Genomic DNA, 21,561 nt, shown 5'->3' on the forward strand with positions numbered 1-21,561 from the left:
TCCTTAGCCTTCTACAAAGATTATATAACCATTTACCTCTTTAGTGGTTCCTCCTGAACTAATGTACTTATTCATGAGGTTTTCATCTGTCATCACACGAATTTTATCACCACGTTCTAAATCATCTATAGACGCATATTCACCATTTTTAATAATGACACTATTCTCTGGTACTTGAATTTCAGATCCAACATTTTGCGCACTGAAATCATTCCAACTACCATTATTTTGATCATAGTAATAGGTATCACGTATAAAGAGCTTATCGCTATCGATCTTGTAGATTTCACCTCTTACACCATCTTGCACATAAGGCTGGGTAACGATATATTCAGCATGGTTACCTCTTACAAAGATCGTATACACCTCATCTACCTTTGTATCTTCAGTATAATCAATAAAATCACTCAATGATTTAACACCTGTATCATCAATAAATTTTGTATAGTAATCAATAGTGTATGTACTTCCAACAGGTGAAAAACTCCAAGTCATATCATTTAACTCTGAATGGGATTGACCTGTAAAGGAAACCACTTCATCAATACTAGCTATACGCACACGATAGACTTTTATATTATCTGTAACGGGTGGTTGGGTAATATCAACAACAGCCGCTTTTGCTCCATTTAAGACAACCTGAGTATAGTCAGGAACCATGATGTTTTGCTCATTAACCAATCGACCATTACGTACAATAATTGTCCCATCATCAGCTTGTATGAACTTCTTATAATTATCTATCATGAACTTACCAACACCATTGGAATAAGTAACTGTATTTGAATCCAATACTTGATCTTTACCATCTCGATAAGTCACCTTTTTCACTTGCTCATCACCATAGTATTCTTTAACTGCAATATAGATAATGCCATTATATCCAAGGAAATGTTCGATGTAATCCTTTGAGACCTGCTCATCATTATAATAATACTCCACATCATCGGATAAAGTTAATGTTTTGCCAATTTCATAATCAACCCATCCCATTTTACTCAAAGTTGTTGCATCCTGAAGATACAATGTATTTTGTATATCATTGAATCTACTTATTTGACCACTGTACACATTCAGCACCATGAAACCGGCATCATCAATGATGACTTCCTTTACTTTTGTAATTTCATATCCTGGACTGATCACAGCACGATTAACTAAAACCTTCATCCAATCACCTGGTAATAACTCTGAAATTCCAACCTGTTGATCTGCTTTAAAAACAGGTGTATCAGAAGGTACATCCAGAATAACACGTGTATTATCCTCTAGTAAAAGATGCACTTGGGTTCCAAGAGCACCTTTAGGTACGATGAACTCTACTTTACCGTAATACATGCTGTAATTAGCTCTAGCAAATAAATGAGATACCTTCCCTTCCTCATCTAGTCTCATTGTTACTGTATCACCAGTTTCTACATCACTGATGTCTGCATCTAAAGGATCAAATCCAAAGTATGGAAAGACCTGATCATAATAGCCAACTTCGTCTTCGTCTTCATAATACTGCTGTTTTTCAACAACAATACTATTCTTATAATAATTTTTAGTGACTTCATTGCCTTTCTCATCCACAACCGTAATATATCCTAGATTTGAATTAACATCTATTACCACACCTGTCAACTCTTCATATAAAGCTTCCTGTCCAACATACGTAATGGCAATAACAATACCATTAGCAATGGTTAACTCCACTTTATTCTCTATTGGCGCTTGATTAAGAGGAATATCTTCACCATCAACATGGATAAAGTCAGTCCCATAAAGGGCACTTGCTAATTTTAACTTAAATTTCCCTCCATTAGCATCTTCAATAACAATATAACCTGTTGCAATATCACTTAATGGTTGAAGTATACCTTCAACAGTTTGCTCTTTAACTTTCCCTAAGTCATTGATATAGAGCATTTCACTTGCATCTTGATCAATCAAATATTCGATAACATCGTCTGCAAGAAGGCTTTCTAAGCCGGCAACTTGCTCCTCTCGATAAACAACCACATCTCTAATGACTTTTTGACCTATATTGTCTTGTTCATTGCTATATGTAACTTCTTCTATAGTACCTTCTTCAGTAAGAATGCGATACTTCTTTGAATAAATGATCTTTGTCCCCTCAAACTCTGTTAAATCTTGTATATCTACTATAATCCCGGTTTTCTTAATGATGTTCTGTGTATTATAATAAACTTCATCCATGTTTTTAAGAGTCTGAGCCATTTCCGCTCTTGTAATAGTACCTTGAGGTCTAAACGTGCCATTTGGAAATCCAGACATGATATTATTGACAAGTATTGCTTCTACATTAGCAATCTGATCTGGACTAATATCTTGCCAATCATTAAAGTCATAAACCCTTTGCTGTCCACTGATTGGTAATAAAGCTGTGGGATCAATACTATTAATACCTTCAACAACCCACTCAGCTACTTGCTCTCTTGTAGCCTGTCCAGAACGAATAAAGTTAATCTCTGGATCTAATACATCCTGCTCAACGGATAATGCATCTTGTAATTCATTAGCATTGATTAACCCTATTTGATTAGCTACAACGAGATATCCTCTAGACCAAAGATCCAATATCTCTTGAGGTGTATCTTGTTGATTGGCTATATTAATTGCCTCTTGCTGTGCATTAGCTTCTAAACCTAAGGCACGAAGAATAAAGGCTAAAGCTTCTTCATTGGTTACATTACGTTCAGGCTCAAAGAGATATCTTCCACCAAAATTGAAGCCTTTTATAATATCTAGAGCTCCTAATCGTGTTATGGCCTCTTTGGCCCAATGTGAATCACTCACATCATCAAATTGTAGATTACGTATCATGTCAGGTGCCTCTGTTCGACCTATGTAACTTGTCGTTATTTGTGTTTCAATGGGGTCGTCACTTGTATACAAATAGGATATAGCACTGACATTTAAGAATGAGAAATTGAATAATAATGTAAAACTAAGTAGCAAGGCTATATATTTCCTCATAAAATATCCTCCAAATACTTTAGAATCTAGAAGTAATTATACCATAATTTTCATAACAATAAAATGATTAACCTGCAAAAAGTACTTACTTAACCTGACTACTTCTGCTCTTCTAATCATAAAATATTCTACTTCATATGCTTTCACTGCATTAATTTTATCGGCATTCTTTTCAATAACCTAACCTCTGTTACAAAGCTTTAATATTTCAGTCTTAAAAACCGTGGATTATTCCACGGTTCATTTTTATATTATTTAATTGTTGACGATTTCCTTAAGATACTGTTCAAAATCATCTCTTAAATCGTCACGCATTAGAGCAAATTCAACAGTTGCTTTTAGAAAACCTAATTTATTACCCACATCGTAACGTTTGCCCACAAAATCATAAGCATACATATCTTCATCCATAGCTAATCGACGTAATGAGTCAGTTAATTGAATTTCACCACCAGCGCCAGTCTCTTGATTTTCAAGATAATCAAATATAGCTGGTGTAATGATATAACGTCCTAAAATGGCCACATCCGATGGCGCTTCAGATTGTTTAGGCTTCTCTACCATATCTTTTACATAATACATCCTATCAGCTTTTGACTCACCTGATACAATACCATACTTACTAACATCCTCTTTTGGTACTCTTTGTACACCTAAAATTGTCGTTTGATATTGCTCATAAACTTCCATCATCTGTTCTAAACAAGGCTTTTCAGAATGTATGATATCATCCCCTAATAAAACTGCAAAGGGTTCATTACCAATGAAGTTTTTAGCAGTCAAAATTGCTTGTCCTAGACCCTTAGGCTCTTTTTGACGTATATAATGGATATTGGCTATTTCTGAAACATCACGGGCGATCTTTAGCAACTCATCTTTCCCGCCTTTTTCTAATAAATACTCGAGTTCTAGCGACTTATCAAAATGATCTTCAATGGATCGCTTGTTTCTTCCTGTAACGATAATTATATCTTCAATTCCTGAGGCTACCGCTTCTTCAACTATATATTGAATCGTTGGTTTATCAACGATGGGTAACATCTCTTTTGGTTGTGACTTAGTTGCTGGTAAAAATCGTGTCCCCAGACCAGCAGCTGGTATAATTGCCTTACGTATTCTCATAGAACCGACTCCTCCACTGATTATGATAATTTAAAATTACTAAAATCATTTTGTATTTTTATGCAGATATCATTAACACCTACTGGACTATTATTAACTTCTAATAGGTAATTAATTTTGATTTCTCCTTGGTTATCATCAAAATCAATATCCATGCTTCTTGTGGTAATTCCCAATTCAAAATTCCCAAACATGGTATTATAATGGCTCACATGCTTTTTACCAACTTCAAATAGCATATTGGTACTGTTTTCGCCAATTCGAGATAACGTTACTCTGTTGTTATCAATCTTAACAGTAGACATTATATCTTTTTCTGTTTCCATTTCAGTTTCTTTATAAGTAATATATTTTTTCATACCTTTTTCATAGTATTTACCTTTTGTAATCACTTCAATTTCCTCTTTATCTTTTGATACAAGATCACTTTGAACACCAATTACTGAAACTAAAACGTCCTTTTCCATATAATCACCTCTTCTGTCGTGGGTTTACGTATTATTTATGATTTTACTCGAGGGCTAGCTCAAGTAACTGATCAACAAGTTCTTCTAGTTGAAGTCCTTTTTCTGCCCAAAGCATTGGAAACATTGAAATGGACGTAAATCCAGGTAATGTATTAATCTCATTAAACACAACTTCACCGGAATTTTTCTCTACAAAGAAATCAACTCTTGCAAATCCCTTTCCATCGAGTGCCTCAAAAATTCTTGCAGCATAACGACGAATTCTTAAACTTACCTCTTCTGGCAGGTCAGCATTTAGAACTGTTTTTGATTCTGCATTATTATATTTAGCATCAAAATCATAGAATTCTGCTGCTGGTAAAATTTCTCCAACACCTGATGATTGGATATTTTCATTACCTAATACAGCACATTCAACTTCTCGTCCGTCTATAAACTCTTCAACGAGAATTTTACGATCGTGTTTTGCTGCTTCCTTCAATCCTACAATTAACTCTTTACGGTCATGCGCTTTAGAAACGCCGACAGATGATCCCGCATTGGATGGTTTAATAAAAACTGGATAATCAAATGTCTTTTCTACATTTTCTATAACACCATCTATGGTTTCTAAATTTCTACGAAACACACCTACAAACTTTGCTTGACGTATGCCTAAAGTATCGACAACTATCTTCGTATAAAATTTATCCATCGATACTGCTGAAGATAATACGCCACAGCCTACGTAAGGAATTTTAGCCAATTCAAAAAGTCCTTGAACTGTTCCATCTTCACCGTAAAGACCATGTAAAGCTGGGAAAATCACATGGACCTTAACTTTTCTCATCCTGTCTTCTTCAAAGATCAGTAGTGATTGATCAGAGGCATCAGGACTGATTAAGGCTTTTTTTCCTGATTCTTTCCACTCATCTGTAGCTATCTTCTCAATAGCAGCATCATAATACAACCATCTTCCCTCTTGCGTGATTCCTACAGGATAGATGTTATATTTATCTTGATTAATACCTTTTATAATCGTTGTAGCAGAAACAAGGGATACACTGTGTTCTGATGATTGTCCCCCGAACAGTACAATAACATTCTTTTTATTCATTCTACTTCAACCTCACTTCAAGTCAAAACTTAATATTACTATATTATTATATTAGTGAACTCATTCAAAATTGTGCATTAAAATAATTAGTCCTACCAATTTATTCACTATAATGATACACGATTCATTTTGATAAATCAAATCCAAATGCGAATAACTTATTAGATTACAATATAGAAGTAAAAAAGATCTGCCATTAAGTATAGCAGATCTATAGGTCTAATCATTATTTACTTATATCTGTTCCCAAGTCATAATTGCCTGGAATGCCTTTTGACCTAAAGTCTTATTGTGCCCATCGATATACCATTGATCGTTTTCTAATGCTTGCTTATATATCTCAATAGCATCTCCCATACCACATTCACATAAGAAATTGACTTGGATATGAGTCATTCTATGGGTATTATGAAAGGTTTGATCAAATGTATTCTGTACCCATCGTATGTAGTTCACATTATTGACATGTTTATTAATATCGCAATCTGAATAGCCAACTATATGCTCATAATCTAAGATCCTGTTTACCGGCTCTTGAATTTTATCAGGCATTGTATTAATGGCATATTCTTCAACTTGATCATAAAGATCTTTGGGTGGTCTACTCGGTCTTTTCTTATTAATATCCATTAGAATCCATGCTGAAGTAGCTTTACATATTATATTCCCATGATCATCCCTCAAAATATAGTCTCTCATTGCAAAGAGTTTATTGATACTTTTGGGCCAAGTTGTAACTGTCACTTTTCCTCCATAAGTTGGCAGACTCATAATTTCTACATCAATTCTAGATAAAACCCAGTACAACCCCTTTTTTGCTAAATCATCAAATCCAAACCCTAAATTATTAGCATGAAGTGTAGCCGATTGCTGCATATAATCAAAAATAGAGCTTATAAATAGTTGATTATTGAAATCAACTTCATAGCTGCGTATATTAAAAATCTCCTCATGTTTTGTATGCATTCTTTTCATCTCCCAGCAAAAATGACCGTAGTTCATTTTTATACTTATCTCTACTATTATATACCAATTAATGGTTTTTATCAACCATTCTCCAACGCCTTCCCTCGTTTTAAATTAAACAGCCTCCAAGGTTAATTCATTCCACACTATGTAACCGAAAGCATGTAAGGGGTCCAATGGAGCAGCGAACCATGGACGGTGAGCCCGGCTGTCAAAGACATGGACGTCTTCCCAGCCGGCGTAATAGGACCCCTTTCATGCTTGACTCTTTGAAAACTAAATCTATAGAATATAACTCATTTTTCTTCTACAAAATCCCAGCTTTACTACACTAAAAAAAAGCAATACACAGGGTATCACTTTTTATTCATCTTATAGCTTTTACTCTTGTTCTCTACTTTGCCACCATTCAACAATCTTAAATTTTACTTTAACATCTAATTCAGATTCATCCTTCATGGCTAATACCATCTCATATTCATCTTCAGTGAGAATAGTTTCAAGCTCTTCTTTTGCTTCATCGGGTACTATACCATGGGTTACATCAACAAAACAGAGAGGTGGAAACATGACACACCACCAATTTTTGCCTTTTGCTTCACCAATTTGGATGCGTAAGGCTTCATATTCCCCTGCCGGTAAAACAACATCCCCATATTTTTTAGTAGGAAAATTGGCTTGTCCCAATGATACCTTTACATCATAAGTTCTATTCCATTCATGAATAACATCTCTTGCAATTGCCTCAATTTCTTCTCTATTCTCTTCAATTAGCTCTCTGGACTCATCAATACTACTTGAATCCTTTAATAGAGGAGTCATTGTATCTAGCACTGTATCACGTACTGCAAGCTTTAATAATTGATCATCTTCAGTATCACTGTTAGCAATTACATGAAAGCGAATAAAGTTCTTAGCTAGTTCTTCACCTGTATCCATGGCATAATCCTTGGTATAAGCAGTAATAGAGAAAGAAATAATTACTCCCAAAACTATTGCTATGTATATCATTTTACGATCTTTCTTCCAAAAGTCATTGACTCTTACTAATATGTTCCTCATGCTAACTTCTCCTCCCATTAATCATGCTAACAAATATCAATATGTAAATTATTCTTTTAGTTAAACAACAATCTTATTATTTTAATTATGTCCACCCTACAGCTAAATTATACCTACATATTTAGTCTTAAGACCATTTAACACTACTATACACTCTTCAGTTAATCCATACAGAAAGCACGTAAGGGGTTCTATGAAGCAGTGAGCCACGGATGGCGAACCCTGCTATTAAGACACGGACGTCTTCCTAGCAGGCGCTATAGAACCCCTTACGTGCTTGACTCTTAAAGATGTACTATATTTAACTACTTAATCTCCCCAAAACGTCTTACCTTCACTTCTACATTAACCTCAATATCAGAAGCACTAAAATATTCATCCCAATTATCCTTAGTCTGTAGATATAGATCTTTATCTTTTACCTTTAAGGTCTCATTAAGTCTTAATAAATCTGCCTTAAACTCATTTTTCATCCGTCTAACAACTGCTTCTATCTCATTCTCCATTTCTTGTGCTAGGGAATTTTCCATTAATGTAATATATTCTTCATCCGTTAATAAATCCTCTTCATAGAAGATGAACTCTGTAACTTCACCTTCTGTAAAAATATCAATGGTAATAAAGAGATGATTATCTTTCAAATCAAAATATACTTTTTCTTCTGAATTAGTAAACACAAAAGGAATAGCAGTACCCATAAATTCAAAATTAACCTGGGTATCTTTTGTCCCTTCTCTCACCCATGCTATACTTCTAACTTCGCTTTCATTAAGCCATCCTTTGAACTCAAATTCTTTCATAACTGCTGAACCACCTAGCATCACTTCATTGTCTTCACCAGTTACTTCTGGAATAATAAATGTACCATTGTACTCTAATGCTTCTTTCAACATTTCCCCAAGAAACATTTTATTGAAAACACTTACATATTGACTGTTATTCTTATAGATACCACCAATATATCCACCAACAACTTGTGATCCTTCAGGTTTTATATTTAAAATCTCATTAGCAGTGCTCCGAGATACAACGACAGGTAGGTTTCTAGAATAGGAGGGATTCCTTTCGAAATGATCAAAAACTTCTTTAACTTTAGTAGGGTCCGAAAGTAAATCAATGCCAAAAACAATCACCTCTAAATTCTCTGTATTGATTTGTTTATTAACACGGGTGCTCATCTTCTTAAAAGCCCCCAAAATAGACTGATCTGTTACATCTTTTACAAATGCAGGTTCCCCACCTGAACTTTGTCCAGTAATGACAGGCAAGTTAGGAATTGCTAAAGACATCATAAACTCATTACTATTTTCCTTAAGATCAATCCCCATCCCCAAGACAAAGGCTCTATCATTGATCTCTACCTTATCCCAACATCCTGTCAATACCATTAAACACATAACAATAATAAAAACATAGCTAATCCGTTTTCTTTTCATCTTTTGCGTCACCTAACTTTTTAAATTTTGCTATAACTAATAATATTAAAGGCACTACAAGGCTAAATGATAACCCACCATAAAGCAGGTAAGTATTCATCCAGTTGTAGGTTTGTATGATATTATCAGGAATCAGTGCTAGTATATAGAATACTGGCACTAGAGGCAAAACAATATAATCACGGTATTTTAGACCTAAAATATCTTGAATAAGGAAGGAACTAAAGAAAACAATACCATTAAAATAAACAAATGCTGTAAACATCCAGAATGTCATCATAAGGGCATCCTGTCTATCAACAAAAATTTGAGGTAAATTAATGACTTTCATCATGGGGATAACCGGCCAAATATGATTGGCTGTCTCCCGTACACCAAATGTCCCTATGGTTACAAAGTAGATGACCAGATGCATTGCGGTGACGATACCAATGCTTTTTAAGCTAGCTTTGGTGATCTTCTGTGGTTCTGTTAAAAAAGCTGCAGCAATCAGTATTAATTCAATAGAAATGAATCTTAGTGATACTGCATAGCTGCCATTAATAATTTCCTTATATTCTGCTACAAAGAAAGGGGCCAGATTGGTAAGTTCAACACTGAACAACCCAAATCCAAAAACAATGACGATAGGAATGAAGGCCATGTATATGAGCAGTTCTCCTACTCTAGCCCGCACCTCATAACCCTTTCTGGCAAGGTATACTGCTACTAATAGTATGAGTAGTAAGACGACCTCTATGGGTGTCCTATTCAATAGCATCTGATTGGTTAGTTCTCCAAATATCCTTAATTCAAAAGAACCGATGATCAGTAATTTTATTAAAAATAAAACACTTAATAAGATTGCAAAGAATTTATTTGTAATCTCTTCTGTATACTCTGTGAATGTTTTATGAGGAAACATTCGAGTTAATTTTGTAATTACCCAACCATAGATCATAGCCAGCAAGCCTGCTATAATAATAAGAATCCATCCATCCTGTTCTCCATATTCAACAGCTATTCTTGGAGTAACTAAGCTGGCAGCACCGAACATATCTAAAATGAGTAAAATCATAATTTGTTTAATTGAAATTTTCTGGTTGGAGATCATATTAATCACCTTGTTCATTATTTTTATCTGTTTTCAGACGTATATTTTCTTCTGGTACTGCATAATAACCTCTTGTCTTAAGTGCAAAAATCGGGAATCGAAGAATTGAATCTTTAACTGCTTCTTCTTTGTTCAATTCTCTAGCTACGTAAGGTGTAAGATATGGTATTCCAAAACTCTTGAGAGAAGTTAAATGGATCACCAATACTAATACAGCCAATATAAAGCCATATAACCCAAGTATAGCTGAGAATAATATAATTAAAAATTTAGTAATACGCATACCCGCTACTAATGACTGAGTTGGAACTGCAAAGGATGATATCGCTGTTAGTGCCACAACAATAACAATAATCGGACTAATAATATTGGCTTCTACTGCTGCCTGCCCAATGATTAAACCACCAACTATACCGATGGTGCTTCCAATAGCACTAGGTAGCCTAACACCGGCTTCTCTTAATAATTCAAAAGCCAATTCCATAATAATAATCTCAATAACTACAGGAAAGGGCACTCCTTCCCTGGACGCTGCAATAGAAAAGGCTAACTGAGAAGGTATCATCGATGGATGATAAGTCGTTATAGCAATAAATAAGCCTGGTAATGCAGTTGCAAAGAATGCTGCTATATAACGCAGTATCCGAACAAAACTGGAAATAACCCATCGGTTATAATAGTCTTCTGAAGCTTGGAAGAATGAATTGATGGTAGATGGTACAAGAAGTACTAGGGGCGTATTATCTACAACAATAGCTATTCTTCCTTCAAGAATTGAAGCTGCCACCTTATCGGGTCTTTCCGTCACTTGTGCTTGCGGGAATGGACTGAACCATTCATGTTCAATCAACTGCTCAACAGTTCCAGTCTCTAAAATAGCGTCTATTTTAAAGGAATGAATCCGTCTTTCTACTTCCTCCAACAAATCCTTTCGTACAATATCATCCATGTACATAAGTGCAACATCTGTTCTTGAACGCGTACCAATCTGCATTTGTTTTACTTTTAATTTTGTATCACGAATACGTCGTCTTATTAGTACCGTATTAAATCGAAATGCTTCTGAGAAAGCTTCCTTAGAACCTCGAACAACTGATTCTGTTTCAGTCTTTGGAACCCCTCTATTTGGGAACCCTTTTGTGGCTATCACAAATCCTTTATCAAAACCATCAACAAGTAAGATACTATCCCCAGCTAAAACAGATACCACTAAATCATCAAACTTTGTTACCTCTTTGAGATCAGCTGTTGCCATTCCACCATCTCTTAACAGATCAAAAACGGGTATCTTAGCATCTTTAGGCTCAGGGGGTATACCACGATCATAGACAATCAAAGGCTCTAAAATAGATTCTTCAATAACCCTCCTATCAACCATGACATCAATATACGCCATGTAAGCCCAAATCTTTCTATCCTTTCCGATAGGAAACTTTCTTTTAACAACATCATCACAGTTATGAAATAAACTTTCAAAAGTTTTGATATTTTCATCTAATGACGACATGAGAGGTACGATAACTTTATTATCTCTATTATGAGTTCGATCCTCTTTGAAGGTAACTTTTATTTTTCTCCTATTTTCAAACTTCTTTTTTTTCAATAAAATTCTCCCTCCCTTTAACAACTACTAAATAATCAACGTCACTACATATAGGGAAGCGCCTCCAATTATATATACATAACCGATTATTTTAGCTATTTTATATCCCTTATGGTCTTTACGTATTTCCAAACGTCTAGCATCGTGAATAAGTATAAATATCCCCGATAATACAACAAAAATAGTAATGTAGATGGAGTATATATTATCAAATTTATTGGATATGGATTCAAATATTACTTCGCCCATTTCAACAATCCCTTCTTAATTCTAATGTAGGAAACACTCATATGATTAATGTAATGTGCATATTTAGATCAAGGCATCAGTCCTTTTCTTGTTACATTCATTTTTTGTAATTATTCACATTTTATTCACACACAAAAGTATTCCCTAAATTATTAGTAAATCCACAGGGGTAACCCCTAAATTTATCTTCTATCATTACAAAAAGCTTCTAAATAGAAAAAAGAGATTATTGATATTTTCAATAACCTCTTTTAATACAATTTATTTAATTTCATAAAATCTAATTTTCTAAACGTATTAGATAATCCCATGTAATGTTGATAAAATCACTTGGATATCGATCATAACATTCTTGCATTAACTGTCTATCAGAGTCTTTTTGATTAACAAGTTCCCACATAGTATCAAAATAGAGTGACTGAAGCAGTACTTCCATTTCAACATCCTCATTATTTGAATAAATCATTTTCGCTTTTTTTTGGACCATTGACATATAATAATCTTTATTATATTTTTGCTCATATTGACTCTTACTAAAATCTATTCTTAAATCTGCCCATGTTTGGTCCCATTCAGCTTTACTTCTAGCCATTTCTTCTTCAAGTTGCTTAAAATACTCTTCTTTCTCTTGAATAACAGCCTCTACCATCATATCAAAACGATCTTCTTCTTGATTTTCTAAATATGCCTTATACTCAGCAAATGTTGAAAAACCATTATCTGTAGCAATTTCTTTATACTCTTGTTCTTTTGCTAAAACTGCCGCATTAATTTTAGTACTCACATCAATAGTATCTGTTTCTTCTTTTTCATACAGTTCCTTTAAGTCTTTAATCGCTTTTGATAAAGAATCATATAATTCTTTTGTTTGGTCATTCTTTACTTTCTCTCCCAACATCTTATCCATAGCTACACTTTCAATTTCATCTATAAATTGAGTTGCAGCAGAATAAATTTCTTCATCAAAGCCTGTGACTTCAATTCCTTTCATCAAGTCTTTAAACTCTTTTTGAGCCTCATAAGAATTCTCATTATCCTTTACCAATTCATAGAGTTGAGATGCTGCTATATCGAGTTCATCATAAGTACTCAGTTTAGATAGTTTTTTTTCTAAAGAACTAATTGGCTCTTGGCACAGATCTTGGGGATAAATCTGATCATCTCTAGTAAGTAGATAATAATTATAGACTTTTTCATAATAGGAGTTGTAATTTTCAATAGCTTCTTCAACTGGCTCTTTTGTTTCTACATTCCTAAAAAATGCATAATTTTTTAATAGTTGAGCTAAATTACTCAGTTCATCAAGAGTTTGCTTAATATAATCGAGACTATGCGGATGCTGATCTGGTTTTTGTAATGTTCTTATAGCTTCTATTTTAAATACACTAACTTTTGATTCAAAAATATCTAAGTTTGAAAAACTCATTGTTTCATCTGTTTCAATACAACTATATATCTTAAAAAATTGCTCATAATAAAGATCCATTTGCTCAACAATATCACCATAATGGCGATTATACTTTTGTTGCTCAGATAATGTTGCCCACTCCTTAGCCTCTTCCTCTTGTAACTGTTGTCGAACTTGATTAGCAGCATCTATGTAATCCAACTGAGTACTTTCTGCTTTGACGCTAAATGTTAAAGATAAACTTAAAAAAAATACAACTGCAGACATAAATCCGATTGCTCTTTTATTCCCCATGCTCCTCACTCCTTATAAAATTAGCGATACTAAATTGTAATAATTTAATTATTTTTACAATATATCAAATACATCCTTATTTTATCATAATATATTAATTTTGACTATAAACTCAAGAATCTTTTGCCTTGAATAATATGATTAACTGACTATACATATTATCATAACTTAAGTAATAAAAAACAGCCTCTAAACAATAGAAGCTGTTTTTTCACTATACTATTTATTATTGCCCTTGTTCTTCATGCATCATATTGATAACGGCTTTTTCTTGATTCTGAATATGTTGTTTAGCAGTTCTACATGCCCGTTCAACATCCTTTTCTACTAAAGCCTCAGCAATATCTTTATGTTCATCAGTAATTTTGTCGTGGTAAGATTCATTTCTTAAGTAAGCAAGACGATACCTAAACATCTGCTCTCTTAAATTATTAATAATCTGTTCCAGTTTATCATTAGCCGTTGATTTAAAGATGATATCGTGAAAGCGAATATCTAGTTGAACAAGGGTCTCTAAATCCCCTTTTCTTCTTGCTTCTTCAAACTCATTAATGGCTTCTTTTAATTGTTTAACTTCATGATCACTTATTTTAGCACAAGCAAGCTTTACTGCTAACTCTTCTAAAGCTGCACGTACTTCTAATACATCTCTTACATCTTTTTCTGTGATCTCTGCTACCTGCGCACCTTTGCGTGGTACCATTACTACTAAACCTTCCAACTCTAATTTACGTATAGCTTCTCGTATCGGTGTACGACTTACACCCATTTTTTCAGCTAATTGTTTTTCCATTAATCGTTCGCCTGGTTTAAGATCACCTTTAAGTATCGCTTCTCTTAGTGCATTGAATACAACGTCTCTCAATGGTAGGTATCCAGAAAAACTTACCTTTAATCCATCATCTAACATAGAAATAGTCCCTCGCTTCCTAATCATGCTTAACCTCGCGGATTATATATACTACTAAAAAATACATGTTTGGCAATACCATTATTCTTAATATAGGCTACTGCTTCCTTTGCTTTATTCTTATCATCAAATAAACCAAAAACTGTTGGTCCACTACCACTCATTAATGAACCTAATGCTCCTTGCTCAATCAATGTTCTTTTTATTTCATTGATGACAGGATATTCTTTTATCGTCACTTCTTCTAAAACATTACATAATTGATTGGCTATACTCTTTAAATTATTTTTCTCTATTTCCTCGATAAGATGATCAGTCTCTGGATGCTTGTCAACATTTTGTAGCTGCAGATTCTTATATACCCATGGCGTTGAAACCTTGATATCTGGTTTTGCCAAAACAACGTAACAATCGGGAAATGCTTTTAGAGGTGTTAATTGTTCCCCTATGCCTTCTGCTAAAGCAGTTCCTCTCATAATACAGTAAGGTACATCTGCCCCTATTTGTTTACCAAATTCAGCTAATTGGTCTTTCGATAGTCCTAATCTAAAAAGCTTATTTATCCCAACAAGTACAGCAGCTGCATCACTACTGCCTCCTGCCAATCCTGCTGCTACAGGAATTTTCTTGTAGAGATCGATATAAACCCCGTCCTCCAATTGAAAACTATCCATTAATAGTTTAGCAGCTTTATAACAAAGATTCTTATCATCTGTTGGTAACCATCTTAAGTTGACATTGATGAAGATTCCTTGTTTTCTCGTTTTACGCATGTAAACCTTATCATAAAGCTCAACTGTTTGCATAATCATCTTTACATCGTGATAGCCATCTTCTCTTCTTCTTAACACATCTAAAGAAATATTAATTTTAGCCCTAGCCTTTAGGGTCACTTCATACATTTAATCACCTTTTCTAATGACGGAATAACATTAGATATTCCTAAAGGTTATCTGTCTCTATTTACACGATGTCATATTGAATAATGTATACTTTATATTATATACAGTTTTACAATATAAATCAATATGAATAAGATTCACTAATATATTTATGGAAAATAATTTAAATACAAGAAAAGTGACTACGTACTTTTCAATTCTGTGCAGGAAAGTACAGTGCTTTCTGCACCAAAAAAGGGTGGCATATCCACCCTTCTTCGCCGGTTTTCTAGTATTCCATTAACTTTTTCACAACTAAGATTTTCTCTCCCGGAATAACTGCTTCACTATCTAATTCATTAATAGCCATTAGTTCACCTATAGAAGTATTATAACGCTTTGCGATATCCCATAAAGAATCATTAGGTTGAACGACATAGATAACGACACTTGGTAATTTTTCAATATAGTCCATGTCTTTGTCAGTTTCTTCAACTCCAACAATAAGATTCATTTCATGTTCGTCAAGTACATTGGTATCAAATCCCATAACACATCTCAATTCGACTTCACGACCAGAAAGCATGTTACAACTTGCATGTTCTACTTCGGCCTTTATTTCTACTTTGTGATAATCTCTAGCATCACGAGCTTCAATGACTTGCCTAAAAGGAATAATCTCATCGAAAGAACAAAGTGGGTTATTATCGTCTGCTCCAACATAAAATACTTTCGTAAAAATAACACCCTCTGCTACCACTTGATTATCCATGATTTCTAAATCTTCAACTTTACTGTCAGCATTCACATAAAGCACTTGCATAATATCTGGTAAATCATCTCTCAAGCCAATACTTTCTGATACATTAGCTTTCATCTGATTCTTAAAGATCATGTTTTGGAATTTCGCTGGTTCTGTGGATAAAACTAATTCTTTTGTTGGTGAATATAAATCAGTTATAATATCTTTTGATTCGATACTATAAACTTTTACATTCATTTCAGCCACAACTTCAATTTCAATAACGCGATCTTCACCATCTAAATCAGGCATTACTTGCAAGTAGTACTTAGATATCTTGATATCCGTATTGGTATACATTTCTTGTGTTGAACCATAAGACTCTACAATGCCATTGAAAGGTACCTCTTTTTCAATGAATTCCAACTGGTGCTCTTCATTTTCTCCAGAGTATAAAATACATACATGTAAGTCACCTTTTACAGCCACTTTATCATCTAATACCTTAACTTCTTTATTCTTGAGTGTAATATCACACCATAAAACTTCATTGATATTGGCTTTACCAGTTGGTACTGCCATTTCATCTTTAACAATGAATTTTTCCTCTTTATTGATAACCAACTGTCTGGTTTCAAATGGATTTTTTCTAATTTGGAGATCTTCAAGTCCCTCTGCACCAGTTATAATAGATTTAGCCATTTTTTCTTCTGTAATGACTCCCACATCAAGTATACAATTAATATTCAGTTTCCTTGAGTTGAGCTTTTCAATCCGTATATTCTCTACAAAACCATCTAAATGATATAAAGCTTCTCCCCTTACATCATCTACATTGATATACTCATCAATTGTAAAAGTAAGTGACATATTATGTACAGTTTTATTAGGTCCTTCTGATAAGTATAGAACATTACAATCAACTCTACCTGAGAATTTTACTCGGCTGCCATCAACATTCATATCATCAAACATTACTTTAGCATCAGATTGTAATATACGCTCTATATCAGGTTTAACATCTGGTACAATAACATCCTCCTGTAGAGGAATTTGTAGTGATTGTGCTTCTATTGTTGCTGTTGAGAATATGCTCTCTTTCATCGTTTCTATTGACATAGAAAATACCTCCCAAACCCTTTTTTCGCCGTTGTAGAAATACGTTATACTCCTGACAATGTGATTCCATTAGGGATTACAGTCTTAATGAGTATATACAACAACTTGCTATTATAAATATATTAGGACTGGGAGGTATTTTATGACTGATTTTTAAATTGACTAATGAATTTTTTGAGTATGCTATAAGACAAAAGTAGCTCTGCTACGTCTTCTTAATGAAGTTTATGTCGTTAGGAAAGCTCCTTAGCGTCAATTAACCTTTTGGGTTAATTGATTAAATTATTTGACTTTCCTATAAGACGAGAAAAAGAAATGTGGCACATGTAGCTTGTAAGTGAAACGTGAAGTACAGATAAGCTATTCACAAAGTGATAATTCAACGGTATGCGTTAGAACGTCTGCATAACTGTAAGACAAGTGTTGATAATCATTAGAAAGTTCATTTCTAACTTTCACCACAAAAATACTTGGGTAGGTATTTTCTAGAATACCTTCATTAACTACAATTCTTTTTCGCCCTTTATTAGCTCTTACTCTTACTTTACTACCAATAAAAGGATCAATTTGACTTTTGATGTTTACTAAATCTTCAGCTAAAACCAACTTATATTCACCTCAACCATATCTTATTGGAGTAATTACATGATTGCTAAGGTACAAGAAAATATACAGCCAATCGACTTATTTTCTATCACTATTAAAGTGTTGTATGCAATTCACTCTCTTATATTATTTACATTGATGCAAAATATATACATAATTTTACTGCATATTTCGGTAAACATCACAAAACCTTTTTAAGTAACATGCAAACTCTTCTATACAAAATTAAAGAGAGTAAACGCAAATTTACTCTCCTCTTATCTTATCTTACACATTCAATTATTTTGTAGAATGGACTTCAACATCAATTTCATCACCCATATCGGCTACTTTTAAAATAATACTTGGGTATGTAATAGCTGTTGCCACTACATCTTCTTTAGAAGGTTCTATCAATTCTGTTTTAACGATAATGACTTCACCACATAGATCAACACTTTCAATTTTGATACTATAACCTCCAGTTGGTTTTTCTCCATATCCGATGGCTATATACATTTCATTACCATCACTATAAGTAAAGAAGTAAGAATCTTTTTGCTTTTCAAACATCTTTTCTTTAATTTTTTGGGATACATCATTTTCATCCATGATCTCATATTCTAATGGTTGACAATCAGCATCCCTTGGTGTTTCATCAACACCATTACACCCAATTAACCCTAAACTGATACATACAACTAAAATAAAAGCAACTATCTTTTTCATGTATGTCACCTACTTTTTTTCCTTTGTAATATTTATACGAATAGCCTAATTATTTTATGACTATATCTCTTCAACTTAATATTTTATAAACTTTCCTGACAAATTTGAGGCGTGATGGTTAGTCACTTTTCTTAAGATTTATACTTCCCCTTTGGTGATCCTTTTCTACCTTTGCCCCGAGTTTCAAACCCACCTAATCCCTGTTTACCTGTAAAAGTAAACATCAATGCTTCATCAACTTTTAGTATGCGATCAATAGGTGTATTTGCTATCCTCTCTGATATAAGTACAGGATCTACTGCATGGATTAGAACTCTTTCAGGAGCACTAGCATAATTCGCACCAGCTTCAATAAGTGCTTCATAATGAGACTGACATGCTCCAGCAAAAATAATGAGTTTATCCATATCCGGTTCATACTCTCTTGCTTTTTTTACTGTTTCTACAAAGTATTTGGAACTTCTATAGCTGGCTATCTCATTCAAGTCTTCTGCTCCTTTGGAAAGGGCATCATGACCAGTAATAACCACAATATCTGGTGTATACTTTTTTATTAATTCAATGATCATTTTTGGTTGTTCTTGCTCCTTAACCTGCTCTCCTATAGCTTCCAAACCTAATAATTCATAATATTTCAAGCAAATCTTTAGATAATCTTTATCACCATCGATGTGGAGTACCTTTGTCTTTTTAATCATGTGTTCAGATGGTTCATAACTTTTTTTCTGTTCTGTTTCTTTATTCTTATTGATTTCATTGATCTTTTCATCGATTTGTTCCATGGCTGTCTTACGATTCCGATAGATCGTGAATTCATCTACAGGTATCAAATCATTCATAGGTGCATCTGCTTCGATACGATAATCCACACCCACTATATCTATATTCCCAAACCAATCTATATTCTTGACTTTAAAGTATATATCGCCACCATAGGATTTACGAGTTACTATATCACCAACTTTAAGCATCTTACCACTCCTTACCTAGCTCACCCTAGAAAAAAGGTTGTCTATGATATACTATGCTTAAAGATCTATGGACGTTAAAAAGATAGGGAAAATCCCTATCTTTTTATATCATCTTTTCTATTTTTCCCATAATGTCGTCTTCTAAAGCTTTCAAAGCTTCATTTGCCTCTGCATCTGAATCTGCCTGTACTCCGAAGTAGAATTTAACCTTAGGTTCTGTTCCTGAAGGTCTTACACAGAACCAACCATTTTCAAGCTTGTAATATAACACATTAGATGTCGGTAAATTGGTAGGTTTCACTACTTTAGTAGCAATATTAAGAATCTCACCAGCTTGATAATCCCTTGCTTCCATAACCTTTTGGCCAGCTACTTCTACAGGGGGTTCATTTCGCAATTTTTCTAATATACTCTTGATTTTTTGTACGCCTTCAACACCTTTCAATGTAATGGAGCGTAACGTTTCTTTATAAAATCCATATTTCTCATATAAAGATACTAATCCTTCATATAAGCTCATTCCTTTTGACTTATAATATGCAGCCAACTCACAGGCTAACATGGCAGCAACTACAGCATCTTTATCTCTTGCATATGTTCCAGCTAAATAACCGAAACTTTCTTCAAAACCGAAAAGATAAGTATTCTCACCTGTCTCTTCGAATTCACCAATCTTTTCTCCAATAAATTTAAAACCTGTAAGGACTTCAAATAAATCAATATCATTTTTATTAGCAATAGCTCTTGCCATCTCAGTTGTTACAACTGTTTTAATTAATGCACCATTTGCTGGTAAAGTACCCTTTTCTTTTTTCTGAGTAATAATGTAATCAGCTAATAATACACCGGTCATATTACCTGATAAAACAACATAGTCGCCTTGACTATTTTTCACCACTACCCCTACACGATCAGCATCTGGGTCTGTTCCAACGATAATGTCTGCATTTTTCTCTTTAGCTAATTCCAAAGCTAGTGTAAATGCTTTCGGATCTTCTGGATTAGGATAGCCTACTGTTGAAAAGTCACTATCTGGCTTTTCTTGTTCAGGTACAACATAGACATTTTTAAAACCTACTTCAGCTAATACACGTCTAACAGGCAGGTTCCCTGTCCCGTGAAGTGGTGTGAAAACAACAGTAAAGTCATCTGCTACTTCTTTAATAATATGAGCATTGATACTTTGTTCTTTAACTTGTTGGATATATAAATTATCTATTTCTTTACCGATAATGTGAAATAACCCTTCAGCTTTTGCCTCTTCTTCTTTGGCTACTTTAATAGCTTCAAAGTCTTCTACCTTATTAACTTCATCGATAATTTCACTGTCACGTGGAGGTGGTACTTGGCAGCCATCTTCCCAATAAACCTTATAACCATTATATTCTGGCGGATTATGACTAGCTGTTAGAACAATGCCTGCTATACATCCTAAATGTCTAACTGCATAAGAAAGTTCTGGAGTAGGTCTTAAGGATTCAAAAACATAAGTTTTGATACCATTACCATTAAGAACAAGAGCTGCTTCTTTAGCAAATTCTGGTGACATTCTTCTTGAGTCATAAGCGATAGCTACACCTTTGTTCTTCCCAGCCTCATCTGCTTGATTAATATAATTGGCTAATCCTTGAGTAGCTTTTCTTACTGTATAAACGTTCATACGATTAGAACCGGCGCCAATAATACCTCTTAATCCACCAGTACCGAATTCTAAATCTTTGTAGAATCTGTCTTCAATTTCTTTTTCATCCTTTTCAATGCTTCTTAGCTCTTCTTTTGTTGCTTCATCAAAGTATGGGCTTTCTAACCAAAAGCTATATTTTTCTTTAAACATCTTTTCCCTCCA

18 protein-coding genes are annotated in these 21,561 nt (G+C 33.9%); all 18 read right to left on the reverse strand.

Going from position 1 to position 21,561, the window contains the following annotated elements:
* Positions 1 to 3 precede the first annotated feature (3 nt).
* The 18 genes from C1Y58_RS17995 to C1Y58_RS18080 all read right to left on the reverse strand — a co-directional run bounded on the left by C1Y58_RS17995 (position 4) and on the right by C1Y58_RS18080 (position 21,549).
* Positions 4 to 2,982 carry an S-layer homology domain-containing protein gene (locus tag C1Y58_RS17995; RefSeq protein WP_105617547.1) on the reverse strand — a complete coding sequence of 993 codons (2,979 nt, stop codon included), beginning with the start codon at positions 2,980 to 2,982 and terminating at the stop codon, positions 4 to 6.
* Between the two features lie 255 nt (positions 2,983 to 3,237).
* Entirely contained in the window at positions 3,238 to 4,104 is an 867-nt protein-coding gene (gene galU, locus C1Y58_RS18000) for a UTP--glucose-1-phosphate uridylyltransferase GalU (RefSeq protein WP_105617549.1), read from the reverse strand.
* A gap of 20 nt (positions 4,105 to 4,124) precedes the next feature.
* Positions 4,125 to 4,571, reverse strand: coding sequence for a YwiB family protein (locus C1Y58_RS18005; RefSeq protein ID WP_105617550.1), 447 nt, complete (start codon positions 4,569 to 4,571; stop codon positions 4,125 to 4,127).
* Between the two features lie 43 nt (positions 4,572 to 4,614).
* Complete coding sequence (locus tag C1Y58_RS18010; protein WP_105617552.1) at positions 4,615 to 5,667, reverse strand: D-alanine--D-alanine ligase family protein; 1,053 nt, start codon at positions 5,665 to 5,667, stop codon at positions 4,615 to 4,617.
* Positions 5,668 to 5,901: 234 nt separating this feature from the next.
* A complete protein-coding gene (locus C1Y58_RS18015) occupies positions 5,902 to 6,633 on the reverse strand; it encodes an acyl-[acyl-carrier-protein] thioesterase (protein ID WP_157950190.1) in 732 nt (243 codons plus the stop codon).
* A gap of 381 nt (positions 6,634 to 7,014) precedes the next feature.
* Positions 7,015 to 7,695, reverse strand: coding sequence for a stage II sporulation protein R (spoIIR, locus tag C1Y58_RS18020; RefSeq protein ID WP_242985426.1), 681 nt, complete (start codon positions 7,693 to 7,695; stop codon positions 7,015 to 7,017).
* 305 nt (positions 7,696 to 8,000) lie between these two features.
* Complete coding sequence (locus C1Y58_RS18025; protein ID WP_105617556.1) at positions 8,001 to 9,131, reverse strand: Ger(x)C family spore germination protein; 1,131 nt, start codon at positions 9,129 to 9,131, stop codon at positions 8,001 to 8,003.
* Positions 9,112 to 10,224 (reverse strand): GerAB/ArcD/ProY family transporter, encoded by a 1,113-nt coding sequence (locus tag C1Y58_RS18030; protein ID WP_170311630.1) that lies wholly within the window; start codon positions 10,222 to 10,224, stop codon positions 9,112 to 9,114. Before C1Y58_RS18030 ends, C1Y58_RS18025 begins: the two co-directional genes overlap by 20 nt.
* A 1-nt stretch (position 10,225) precedes the next feature.
* Positions 10,226 to 11,827, reverse strand: a complete 1,602-nt coding sequence (locus C1Y58_RS18035; RefSeq protein ID WP_242985427.1) for a spore germination protein — start codon at positions 11,825 to 11,827, stop codon at positions 10,226 to 10,228.
* Between the two features lie 27 nt (positions 11,828 to 11,854).
* Positions 11,855 to 12,076: a CLC_0170 family protein gene (locus C1Y58_RS18040; RefSeq protein ID WP_105617559.1), complete on the reverse strand. Its 222-nt coding sequence runs from the start codon at positions 12,074 to 12,076 to the stop codon at positions 11,855 to 11,857.
* 280 nt (positions 12,077 to 12,356) lie between these two features.
* Entirely contained in the window at positions 12,357 to 13,778 is a 1,422-nt protein-coding gene (locus C1Y58_RS18045; protein ID WP_105617561.1) for a hypothetical protein, read from the reverse strand.
* A 226-nt stretch (positions 13,779 to 14,004) separates the two neighbouring features.
* A complete protein-coding gene (locus C1Y58_RS18050; RefSeq protein ID WP_242985428.1) occupies positions 14,005 to 14,715 on the reverse strand; it encodes a GntR family transcriptional regulator in 711 nt (236 codons plus the stop codon).
* Between the two features lie 2 nt (positions 14,716 to 14,717).
* Positions 14,718 to 15,590 carry a 4-(cytidine 5'-diphospho)-2-C-methyl-D-erythritol kinase gene (gene ispE, locus C1Y58_RS18055; RefSeq protein WP_105617563.1) on the reverse strand — a complete coding sequence of 291 codons (873 nt, stop codon included), beginning with the start codon at positions 15,588 to 15,590 and terminating at the stop codon, positions 14,718 to 14,720.
* 268 nt (positions 15,591 to 15,858) lie between these two features.
* On the reverse strand, positions 15,859 to 17,430 hold the full coding sequence (locus C1Y58_RS18060; protein ID WP_105617564.1) for a DUF3794 and LysM peptidoglycan-binding domain-containing protein: 1,572 nt from the start codon (positions 17,428 to 17,430) through the stop codon (positions 15,859 to 15,861).
* Positions 17,431 to 17,790: 360 nt separating this feature from the next.
* Positions 17,791 to 18,036 (reverse strand): Veg family protein, encoded by a 246-nt coding sequence (locus C1Y58_RS18065; RefSeq protein WP_105617566.1) that lies wholly within the window; start codon positions 18,034 to 18,036, stop codon positions 17,791 to 17,793.
* A gap of 279 nt (positions 18,037 to 18,315) precedes the next feature.
* Positions 18,316 to 18,744: a protease complex subunit PrcB family protein gene (locus tag C1Y58_RS18070; protein WP_105617568.1), complete on the reverse strand. Its 429-nt coding sequence runs from the start codon at positions 18,742 to 18,744 to the stop codon at positions 18,316 to 18,318.
* A gap of 131 nt (positions 18,745 to 18,875) precedes the next feature.
* Entirely contained in the window at positions 18,876 to 19,715 is an 840-nt protein-coding gene (gene yabG / locus C1Y58_RS18075; protein WP_105617570.1) for a sporulation peptidase YabG, read from the reverse strand.
* 103 nt (positions 19,716 to 19,818) lie between these two features.
* The gene (locus C1Y58_RS18080) at positions 19,819 to 21,549 is read right to left on the reverse strand and encodes a phospho-sugar mutase (protein WP_105617572.1); all 1,731 of its coding nucleotides are present in this window, start codon (positions 21,547 to 21,549) and stop codon (positions 19,819 to 19,821) included.
* Positions 21,550 to 21,561 lie beyond the last annotated feature (12 nt).

This window comes from Vallitalea okinawensis (genome assembly GCF_002964605.1).
Classification (GTDB): Bacteria; Bacillota; Clostridia; order Lachnospirales; family PQDH01; genus Vallitalea_A; species Vallitalea_A okinawensis.

Excerpts from the sequence above, each read along its gene's own strand:
- C1Y58_RS18070 (WP_105617568.1), bottom strand. The coding sequence starts at position 18,744 with ATGAAAAAGATAGTTGCTTTTATTTTAGTTGTATGTATCAGTTTAGGG.
- C1Y58_RS18080 (WP_105617572.1), bottom strand. The coding sequence starts at position 21,549 with ATGTTTAAAGAAAAATATAGCTTTTGGTTAGAAAGCCCATACTTTGAT.
- yabG (WP_105617570.1), bottom strand. The coding sequence starts at position 19,715 with ATGCTTAAAGTTGGTGATATAGTAACTCGTAAATCCTATGGTGGCGAT.
- C1Y58_RS18005 (WP_105617550.1), bottom strand. The coding sequence starts at position 4,571 with ATGGAAAAGGACGTTTTAGTTTCAGTAATTGGTGTTCAAAGTGATCTT.
- C1Y58_RS18030 (WP_170311630.1), bottom strand. The coding sequence starts at position 10,224 with ATGATCTCCAACCAGAAAATTTCAATTAAACAAATTATGATTTTACTC.
- galU (WP_105617549.1), bottom strand. The coding sequence starts at position 4,104 with ATGAGAATACGTAAGGCAATTATACCAGCTGCTGGTCTGGGGACACGA.
- C1Y58_RS18010 (WP_105617552.1), bottom strand. The coding sequence starts at position 5,667 with ATGAATAAAAAGAATGTTATTGTACTGTTCGGGGGACAATCATCAGAA.
- C1Y58_RS17995 (WP_105617547.1), bottom strand. The coding sequence starts at position 2,982 with ATGAGGAAATATATAGCCTTGCTACTTAGTTTTACATTATTATTCAAT.
- C1Y58_RS18050 (WP_242985428.1), bottom strand. The coding sequence starts at position 14,715 with ATGATTAGGAAGCGAGGGACTATTTCTATGTTAGATGATGGATTAAAG.
- C1Y58_RS18060 (WP_105617564.1), bottom strand. The coding sequence starts at position 17,430 with ATGTCAATAGAAACGATGAAAGAGAGCATATTCTCAACAGCAACAATA.
- spoIIR (WP_242985426.1), bottom strand. The coding sequence starts at position 7,695 with ATGAGGAACATATTAGTAAGAGTCAATGACTTTTGGAAGAAAGATCGT.
- C1Y58_RS18015 (WP_157950190.1), bottom strand. The coding sequence starts at position 6,633 with ATGCATACAAAACATGAGGAGATTTTTAATATACGCAGCTATGAAGTT.
- ispE (WP_105617563.1), bottom strand. The coding sequence starts at position 15,590 with ATGTATGAAGTGACCCTAAAGGCTAGGGCTAAAATTAATATTTCTTTA.
- C1Y58_RS18040 (WP_105617559.1), bottom strand. The coding sequence starts at position 12,076 with ATGGGCGAAGTAATATTTGAATCCATATCCAATAAATTTGATAATATA.
- C1Y58_RS18045 (WP_105617561.1), bottom strand. The coding sequence starts at position 13,778 with ATGGGGAATAAAAGAGCAATCGGATTTATGTCTGCAGTTGTATTTTTT.
- C1Y58_RS18025 (WP_105617556.1), bottom strand. The coding sequence starts at position 9,131 with ATGAAAAGAAAACGGATTAGCTATGTTTTTATTATTGTTATGTGTTTA.